Source organism: Micromonospora tarensis (genome assembly GCF_016803395.1).
GTDB lineage: Bacteria > Actinomycetota > Actinomycetes > Mycobacteriales > Micromonosporaceae > Micromonospora > Micromonospora tarensis.
The window spans coordinates 1-8,171 of sequence record NZ_JAEVHL010000270.1; the positions used below are offsets into that span (position 1 = coordinate 1).

Sequence of the window (8,171 nt, forward strand, 5' to 3'; positions counted from 1 at the left end):
GGTCAACGCCGCAGGGTGGGGGCAGGGGGTGGGGGTGGGGGCAAGGGTTTTCGTGGGTTGGCGCATGTTTTGCGGGTGGCGGGATAGAAGGGCACATGACCGAAGCTTCCGCCGCGCCGGTGCTGAACCGTCAGCAGATCCGCCTGCTCATGTTCGGCCTGATGACCGGCATGTTGTTGGCCGCGCTCGACCAGACCATCGTCGGTACGGCGCTGCCGACCATCGTCGGCGAGCTGGGCGGGATCAACCACTACTCGTGGGTGGTCACCGCGTACCTGCTCGCCTCGACCGCGTCGACGCCGCTCTACGGCAAGATGGCCGACCTGTACGGCCGCCGGCCAGTCTTCCTCTTTTCGATCGGCACGTTCCTGCTCGGGTCGTTGCTGGCCGGGTTGTCGCAGAACATGACCCAGCTGATCGTCACCCGGGGTATCCAGGGCCTCGGTGCCGGTGGTCTGCTGACCCTCGCGTTCACCATCATCTCGGACGTGGTGTCACCCCGGGAGCGGGGCCGCTACCAGGGTCTGTTCGGCGCGGTCTTCGGGATCTCGTCGGTGGCCGGGCCGCTGGTGGGTGGTTACTTCGCGGAGACCGACTGGCGGTGGATCTTCTACATTAACGTGCCGCTGGCGATCCTTGCCATCGTGGTCTGCTACCACGTGATGCGGATGATCCCGTTCGAACGGCGGGACCACTCGATCGACTGGCTCGGCGCCGGCCTGCTGGTCGCCGGGGTGAGTTGCCTGCTGCTCGCGCTGAGCTGGGGTGGTAACGAGTATCCCTGGGGCTCCGGGGTGATCGTCGGCCTCATCGTCGCGGGTGCGGTGCTCGCGGTGCTCTTCGTGTTGCAGGAGGCCCGGGTCGCCGAGCCGATCCTGCCGCTGCGGCTGTTCCGCAGTGCGACGTTCGCGCTCGCCAACTCGGCCGGTTTCGTGCTCGGTCTGGTGATGTTCGGTTCGATCATCTTCATCCCGCTGTACCTGCAGATCGTCAAGGGCGCCTCGCCGACCCGGAGCGGTCTGCTGATGCTGCCGATGATGGCCGGCATCATCGTCACCTCGATCCTCACCGGTCGGGCGATGAGCCGGATCGGCCGGTACAAGTGGTTCCCGGTGGCCGGGTCGGTGACCCTGGTGGTGGGCATGCTGCTCTTCACCCAGCTGCACGTGGGCACGTCGCTCTGGCTGGCCTTCGGGTTCATGGTGGTGATCGGCGTCGGCCTGGGTCTGTGCATGCAGTCGCTGGTCCTCGCGGTGCAGAACGCGGTCTCCGTCCGGGACCTGGGCGCCGGTACGTCCTCGGCGACGTTCTTCCGGTCGTTGGGTGGCTCGTTCGGGGTGGCGATCCTCGGCACGCTGCTCTCGTCGCGGTTGAACTCGCAGTTGGCCGACCGGTTGCCCGGCGCGATCGCCCAGCTCCCGCCGGAGCAGCGGGCCGCGGTCGCGGCCAGTGGCGGCACGAACATCTCGATCAACGACCCGGCGACCATCATGGCGCTGCCCGGCGTGGTCCGGGCCGCCATCCAGGAGTCGTTCGTCGGGTCGCTGCACCTGGTCTTCCTGACCGCCGGCCTGATCGCGATCCTGGCCGTGCTGGTCACCGTGGCGCTGCCGAACAACGCGCTGCGCGGGGCGGGCCCGCAGGGCGCCACCGGTGGTGCCGACCCGCTGGGCGGGAAGGCCCCGTCCCCCGGTGGTAAGCCGCTGACCCGCGAGTCCAAGGAGGAGGCCGCCGCCGACATGGAGGCCAAGTCGCAGACGATGATCTGAGTGCGCTCCGGAGTCGATCAGGTGGGCCGGCGGTATGCGCCGTACCACCAGGTCGCGGCCAACTCCCGGGCGGCCGCCGCGTCGGTGTCGGGGTCGGCCGAGGTCGTGCTGACGTGGTCGGCGAGGAAGCGGTCGCCGCCGATCACGATCAGCCGACTGGCGATCACCACGTCCAGGTCGGCGGGGGTACGCCCGGCCTGCTGCTCGATCCGGAGCGCGGCTTCGGTGCGCGCCAAGAACTGCTCCAGCCCGGCCGCCCAGTACTCCCGGACCGTCTCGTCGTACGCGGCCACCTCGCTGACGGCTGCCAGTACCGGGGCATACGTCCGGTATATCCGGATCACGTCGGCGAAGGCCTCGGTCAACCTCGCCAGCGGGTCGCCGGGGCCAGCCGGATCCCATTCGCCGGTGCGGTCGAAGGAGCTCTCCCGCATGGTGCCGGCGAGGCGCATGAGCAGTTCGGTCTTGTCCCGGAAGTGGATGTAGAAAGTCGATCGGGCCACCCCGGCCTCGGCGGCGATCCGCTGCACGCCGAGGTCGGTGAAGCGGATCCCCTCCTTCAGCAGCCGCTCGGTGGCTGCCAGCACGCGTGCCTCGACGGCGGCGCGGCCATCGGGGTTGCGCGGGCGACGGCGGGTGATCGAGGGCATAGCCGGAATCCTAGGTGGCCGAGGCCCTGGTGGGCGACGTACGCTCGCTGCCGGACACAGTGTCCGACATAGTGACCACGGAGCGACCGAACCTCGGCCTCCGACCCACCACGAGGAGCAACCACGTGAAGTACCGACTGTTGGGCACCACCGGGGTGTACGTCTCCGAGATCTCGCTCGGCGCGATGACCTTCGGTGGCAGCGGGCACCCGCTCTGGGGGACCCTCGGTGGGCTGGCGCTGCCCGAGGCGCAGCGGATGGTGGACATCGCGCTGGACGCGGGCGTCAACTTCGTCGACACCGCCGACGGCTACAGCGACGGCGAGAGCGAGGAACTGCTCGGCCAGGCGCTCGGCAAGCGACGTCGCGACGTGGTGCTGGCCACCAAGGTGCACTCGCGGACCGGCCCCGGCCCCAACGACGTCGGCACCTCCCGGCTGCACATCATGCAGAACCTGGAGGACAGCCTGCGCCGGCTCGGCACCGATCACATCGACCTGTACCAGATCCACAACTTCGACCAGGTCACCCCGATGGAGGAGATGCTGCGCGCGCTCGACGACGCGGTCCGGCAGGGCAAGGTCCGCTACATCGGCTGCGCGAACTTCGCCGCCTGGCAGATCGCCAAGGCGCTGGGCATCTCCGCCCGGGAGAAGTTGGCCGGCTTCGTCTCGGTGCAGGAGTACTACTCCCTGCTGGGCCGGGACGTGGAGCGCGACGTGGTGCCGATGGCGCTCGACGCGGGCGTCGGGCTGACCGTGTGGAGCCCGCTCGCCGGTGGTTTCCTCTCCGGCAAGGTCAGCCGGGACGGTTCCGTCACGGACAGCGGCGCGCGCAGCGCCCAGCCCGGTTACACGAGCTTCACGCCGTTTGACCCGGAGCACGCGTTCGGGGTGGTCGACGTGCTCAAGGGCGTCGCCGAGCGGCACCAGGTCAGTCCGGCCCGGGCGGCGGTCGCCTGGCTGCTGTCCCGGCCGGCGGTGACCAGTGTGATCGTCGGTGCCCGCAAGCCCGAGCAGCTGGTGGACAACATCGCCGCCTCGGACCTGACGCTCACCGAGCAGGATCTCGGCGAGCTGGACGAGGCCACCAAGCTGCCGGTCGCGTACCCGAACTGGATCCAGGAGGGGTACTTCGCCGGGGTGCGCCACCCGCAGTGAGGCGCGGGCCCCGGGGTCGGTTACTCCGGGGCCGACCTACTTGAGGATCAGCCGGTTGGTCTTCTCGAAGACGTCCAGGTCGGCGAGGGTCTCGAGGACCGAGGGGGAGAGCGGGGCGGGGAACCGGTCGCGGGGGAAGAAGCCCGCGTCGGTGGTCTCGTCGGTGACCCGGGTCAGCTGCCCGTCCCACTGCTCCACCTTGAACGCCGTGGTGAAGATCTGGTACGTGTGCCCGTACATGTTGGTGCTGGTCCGGTCCGGGCTGGTGTAGAGGGCGAACGCGCAGACCCGCAGCGCGCGTAGGCCGGTCTCCTCACGGACCTCGCGTACCGCGCAGTCGGCTATCGACTCGCCCAGCTCCATCGCGCCGGCCGGCATGGCCCACTGGCCGTTGTCCGAGCGCTTGATCAGCAGGATGCGTCCGGCGTCGTCGTTGACCACGGCACGGGCGCCGACGAACATCAGCGTCCGGTCCCCGGCGAGCGCGCGTAGCTGCCCCACGTACGAGTCGGCCCAGGAGATACTCACCTGCGCCAACTTACCGGGGGTTCCCAACGTGTGACCGCCGACACTAACTTGTCACCCATGCGTAGCACGATGATGGATGCCCCCCTGCAGATCTCCCGGATCCTCGACCACGGCGCAGGGGTGCACGGCACGGCCGAGGTGGTCACCTGGACGGGCGCCGAACCCCGCCGGATGACGTACGCCGAGGTGGGCCGGGCCGCCGCCCGGCTGGCACACGGGCTGCGCGACGAGTGTGGGGTGACCGGCGACGAGCGGGTCGCACCTTCATGTGGAACAACAACGAGCACCTGGTGGCCTACTTCGCGGTGCCGAGCATGGGCGCGGTGCTGCACACGCTCAACATCCGGCTCTTTCCCGACCAGGTCGTCTACATCGCCAACCACGCCGAGGACCGGGTGGTGCTTGTCGACACCACGCTCATCCCGCTGCTGGCCCGGGTGATCGGCGAGCTGACCACGGTGCGGCACGTGGTGGTGGTCGGCGGCGGTGACCCGGCGCCGTTGCTGGCGGCGGCGGGCGACCGGATCATCGTGCACCACTGGGACGCGTTGCTCGCCGACCGGCCCGACACGTACGACTGGCCCGAGGTGGACGAGCACGACGCCGCTGCGCTCTGCTACACCTCGGGCACCACCGGCAACCCGAAGGGCGTGGCCTACTCGCACCGGTCGATCTACCTGCACTCGTTGCAGGTCTGCATGCCTGAGGGCTTCGGTCTCGGGCCGACCCACCGGGAGCTGGCCATCGTGCCGATGTTCCACGCCATGTCGTGGGGTCTGCCGTACGCGGCCTTCCTGTCCGGTGCGTCCCTGATCATGCCGGACCGCTTCCTCCAGGCCGCGCCGATCGCCGAGATGATCGCCGCCGAGCGGCCCACCCTGGCCGGCGCGGTGCCGACCATCTGGACCGACCTGCTCGCCTACCTGGACACCCACGAGGTGGACACCTCCTCGCTCGGCGAGGTGATCGTCGGCGGCTCGGCCTGTCCGCCGGCGCTGATGCACGCGTTCGACGAGCGGCACGGGGTGGACGTCATCCACGCCTGGGGGATGACCGAGATGTCACCGCTCGGGTCGGTCTCCCGCCCGCCCGCCGGTGCGAGCGGCGAGCAGGCGTGGCGCTATCGCTACACCCAGGGTCGGGTGCCGGCCGGCGTGCGGGCCCGGATCGTCGGTCCGGCCGGTGAGCCGCTGCCGCCGACGGTCAGGCCGTGGGCGAGCTTGAGGTCCGTGGGCCGTGGGTGACCGCCCGGTACGTCGGTGACGACGAGCCGGACCCGGAGAAGTTCCGCGACGGCTGGCTGCGTACCGGTGACGTGGGCACCCTCTCGCCGGACGGGTACATCACGCTCACCGACCGGGCCAAGGACGTGATCAAGTCCGGGGGTGAGTGGATCTCCTCGGTGGAGCTGGAGAACGCGCTGATGGCCCACCCGGCGGTGCTGGAGGCGTGCGTGGTGGGTGTCCCGGACGATCGGTGGGACGAGCGGCCGCTGGCCACCGTGGTGGTTCGGGAGGGGGCCTCGGTGAGCGCCGAGGAGTTGCGGGACTTCCTGGCCGGCTCGGTGGCCCGCTGGCAGTTGCCCGAGCGTTGGGCGTTCATCGACGAGGTGCCGAAGACCAGCGTGGGCAAGTTCGACAAGAAGGTCGTCCGTTCGCGGTACGCCGGGGGCGAGCTGACTGTCCGGGAGCTGGCAGCCCCGTAACGTTTTCCCCGGCACTGTCGCCTGTTGGGGCGGGAGTACTCCTGAAATTCCCTCCCCAGGGGCGCCCCGGCGTTCGCACCGCGCCGGGGCCGCCGCTCCACGCGGGGCAACCCGCACCGTCATTGTTGCGAAAGTTATTCGGTTCTGTCCTGATGACGGGGAAATCGGGGGCTCCGCGACCCGATCAGGCGTCGCTGGTGACGATCAGCACCTTGCCCACCGTCGAGTCCTCCACCGCCTGGTGCGCCGCGGCCGTCTCGGCCAGCGGGTAGTGATGCAGGGGCAGCCCGGCGTCCGCGCCGACCCGGATGGCACCCTGGCTGGCCGCCGCCGCCACGTCCTTGACGCCCTGCGCCTTGGCCGCCTTCGGCTCGGTGTAGACCAGCACGAACTGCCAGCGGGCGTTCGGCACCATCTGTGCCCGGATGGGAATCGTCACCTCCTCGCCACCGCCGTCGGCGTACACGCAGACCGCTCCGCCGTGCCGGAGCAGCCGCACGTCCGTCGCCGCATTCTGCGCCGGAGCGACCTCGACGATGGTGTGCACGCCGTCGGGGGCGATCCGGCGGGCCTCCTCGACCACGTCCTGCTCCCGGTAGTTGATCACGTGCGACGCGCCGGCCGCCGCCGCGAGCTGGGCCTTCTCCGCGCTGCTCACTGTGGCGATCACGGTGGCGTCGGCCCAACGGGCGAGCTGGATCGCGGCGTTGCCGACCGCGCCCGCGCCGCCCTGCACCAGCACCGTGTGGTCCGCCAGCGCGCCGGCGCGCAGCGTGCCCGGCATGGACTCGCCGGCGGTGAGGCAACGGTGCGCGGTGAGGAACGGGATACCCAGGGCGGCGCCCAGTTCGAAGGTGGCGTCGCCGAGGCGTACCGCCTGCCGGACCGGCACCAGCGTGTACTCCGCCGACGTGCCCCACGGCCGCTGCCAGGCCGCCTCCCAGATCCAGACGCGCTCACCGATCAGATCGGGGTCGACCCCCTCGCCGACGGCCTCCACCACCCCCGCGCCATCCTGCCCGGGAATCTGCCACCCGTCCGGCGCGGAGCTGCGGCGGGACTTCCAGTCCGTCGGATTGACCCCGGATACCGCCATCCGCACCAGCACCTCGCCCGCAGCCGGCTCCGGCACCGGCCGGTCGACCAGCTCCAGCACCGACGGGTCGCCGGTGCGCTCGTACACGATGGCCTTCATTCGTGGTCTCTACCCCGCCCGGCCCGGGTCAACCCAGGCCGTCCACCAGCTCCGGGGTCAGCGCACCGATCGCGTTCAGGGTCACCACGGCCAGCCCGGCGGCGTCCGGGTCGAGAGGGTACGAACCGTGCGGCACCGCCACCACCCGCATGCCCGCCGCGGCGGCGGAGCGCACCCCGTTGGACGAGTCCTCCACGGCCACGCAGCCGGCCGGGTCGACGCCGAGCCGCCGCACCACGCTCAGGTACACGTCCGGCGCGGGCTTGCCCCGCTCGGTCTGCTCGGTGGAGAGGGTCGCGCCGAACGCGTCGGTCAGGCCGGTGGCGGCCAGCGCCGCCTCGATCAACCGGGTCGGCGAGGAGCTGGCCAACCCGAGCGGCCACCGCGCCGCCAGTCGGCGGACGACCTGGTCCGCGCCGTCGATGAGCGGTACGTGGTCCCGGTAGCGTCGGGTCATCTCCTCGACCACCTCGACGGCGACCTGCTCGGCGGTCCGGTCGACGCCCAACTCGCCGCTGAGGTAGTGGGCCCACTCGCCGGTGCTCATCCCCATCAGCCGACGTTGGGTGTCCGGCTGCCACGTCCCGCCGTGCGCGGCCACGTACGCCCGGCGGACCTCCTCCCACACCGGCTCGGAATCCACGATCACGCCGTCCAGGTCGAAGACCACCGCATCCGTCACAGGGACATCCTGCCCGACCGATGCGTGCCCGGTCAGCCGGGCAGCGCCGGCAGGCCGAGCGGGCTGCCCGCCGGGACCAGGGTGTGCCCGGACCGGGCGATCGGCTCCAACAGCTCCCGGAGCCGGTCGGTGCCGTCGGGGCCGAGCGCCTGCCACGGGTGGGCGGCGGCCCGGTCGGTGGCGTCCTCGATGGCCTGGAACTCGGCCCGGGCGTGTTCGGTGGCCGCGCCGGCCGCGGTCAGCCAGCCCCGCTGGGTCAGCCGCTCGCGGGCGGCGGCCCACTGCTCCTCCGACCAGCCCCGGCCCAGCAGGTACTGCGGCGGCGAACCGTCAAGCGCGAGCCGCCCGGTCAACGTCTCCACCGGGTCCAGCCCGGCGGCCACCAGGGCCGCCACGTGTCCGTCGCCCCGGTGCTCCCGCAGCGTGGTGGCGGCCTGCCAGAGCCGGGCCAGCGGGTACTCGCCGACCGGGAGCGCCGCGTT

The 8,171-nt window shown here is 71.2% G+C and carries 7 protein-coding genes and 1 pseudogene; 3 read left to right on the forward strand and 5 right to left on the reverse strand.

The features are described from left to right. Window positions 1-95 precede the first annotated feature (95 nt). Window positions 96-1,769, forward strand: a complete 1,674-nt coding sequence (locus JM949_RS30860; RefSeq protein WP_203151634.1) for an MDR family MFS transporter — start codon at window positions 96-98, stop codon at window positions 1,767-1,769. A 17-nt stretch (window positions 1,770-1,786) separates the two neighbouring features. Here the strand turns inward: JM949_RS30860 and JM949_RS30865 are convergent, their stop codons facing one another. After that, complete coding sequence (locus JM949_RS30865; protein ID WP_203151636.1) at window positions 1,787-2,419, reverse strand: TetR/AcrR family transcriptional regulator; 633 nt, start codon at window positions 2,417-2,419, stop codon at window positions 1,787-1,789. 125 nt (window positions 2,420-2,544) lie between these two features. Between JM949_RS30865 and JM949_RS30870 the strand changes: the two genes are divergently transcribed. Further along, a complete protein-coding gene (locus tag JM949_RS30870) occupies window positions 2,545-3,579 on the forward strand; it encodes an aldo/keto reductase (protein ID WP_203151638.1) in 1,035 nt (344 codons plus the stop codon). A gap of 36 nt (window positions 3,580-3,615) precedes the next feature. Here the strand turns inward: JM949_RS30870 and JM949_RS30875 are convergent, their stop codons facing one another. Continuing rightward, window positions 3,616-4,107, reverse strand: a complete 492-nt coding sequence (locus JM949_RS30875; RefSeq protein ID WP_203151640.1) for an NUDIX domain-containing protein — start codon at window positions 4,105-4,107, stop codon at window positions 3,616-3,618. Window positions 4,108-4,164: 57 nt separating this feature from the next. Between JM949_RS30875 and JM949_RS30880 the strand changes: the two are divergent. Next, window positions 4,165-5,812: pseudogene (locus tag JM949_RS30880) on the forward strand (fatty acid--CoA ligase). A 184-nt stretch (window positions 5,813-5,996) separates the two neighbouring features. Here JM949_RS30880 and JM949_RS30885 read toward each other — a convergent pair. The 3 genes from JM949_RS30885 to JM949_RS30895 form a co-directional block, all read right to left on the reverse strand. Next, entirely contained in the window at window positions 5,997-7,007 is a 1,011-nt protein-coding gene (locus JM949_RS30885; protein WP_203151642.1) for an NADPH:quinone reductase, read from the reverse strand. Window positions 7,008-7,035: 28 nt separating this feature from the next. Next, entirely contained in the window at window positions 7,036-7,725 is a 690-nt protein-coding gene (locus tag JM949_RS30890; protein ID WP_203151643.1) for an HAD family hydrolase, read from the reverse strand. Next, on the reverse strand, window positions 7,722-8,171 hold a 450-nt coding region (locus JM949_RS30895), incomplete at its 5' end, for an SCO6745 family protein (RefSeq protein ID WP_407664858.1). The genes JM949_RS30890 and JM949_RS30895, both read right to left, overlap by 4 nt.

Coding starts and splice junctions, on each gene's coding strand:
- JM949_RS30860 (WP_203151634.1), top strand. CDS start 96: ATGACCGAAGCTTCCGCCGCGCCGGTGCTGAACCGTCAGCAGATCCGC.
- JM949_RS30865 (WP_203151636.1), bottom strand. CDS start 2,419: ATGCCCTCGATCACCCGCCGTCGCCCGCGCAACCCCGATGGCCGCGCC.
- JM949_RS30885 (WP_203151642.1), bottom strand. CDS start 7,007: ATGAAGGCCATCGTGTACGAGCGCACCGGCGACCCGTCGGTGCTGGAG.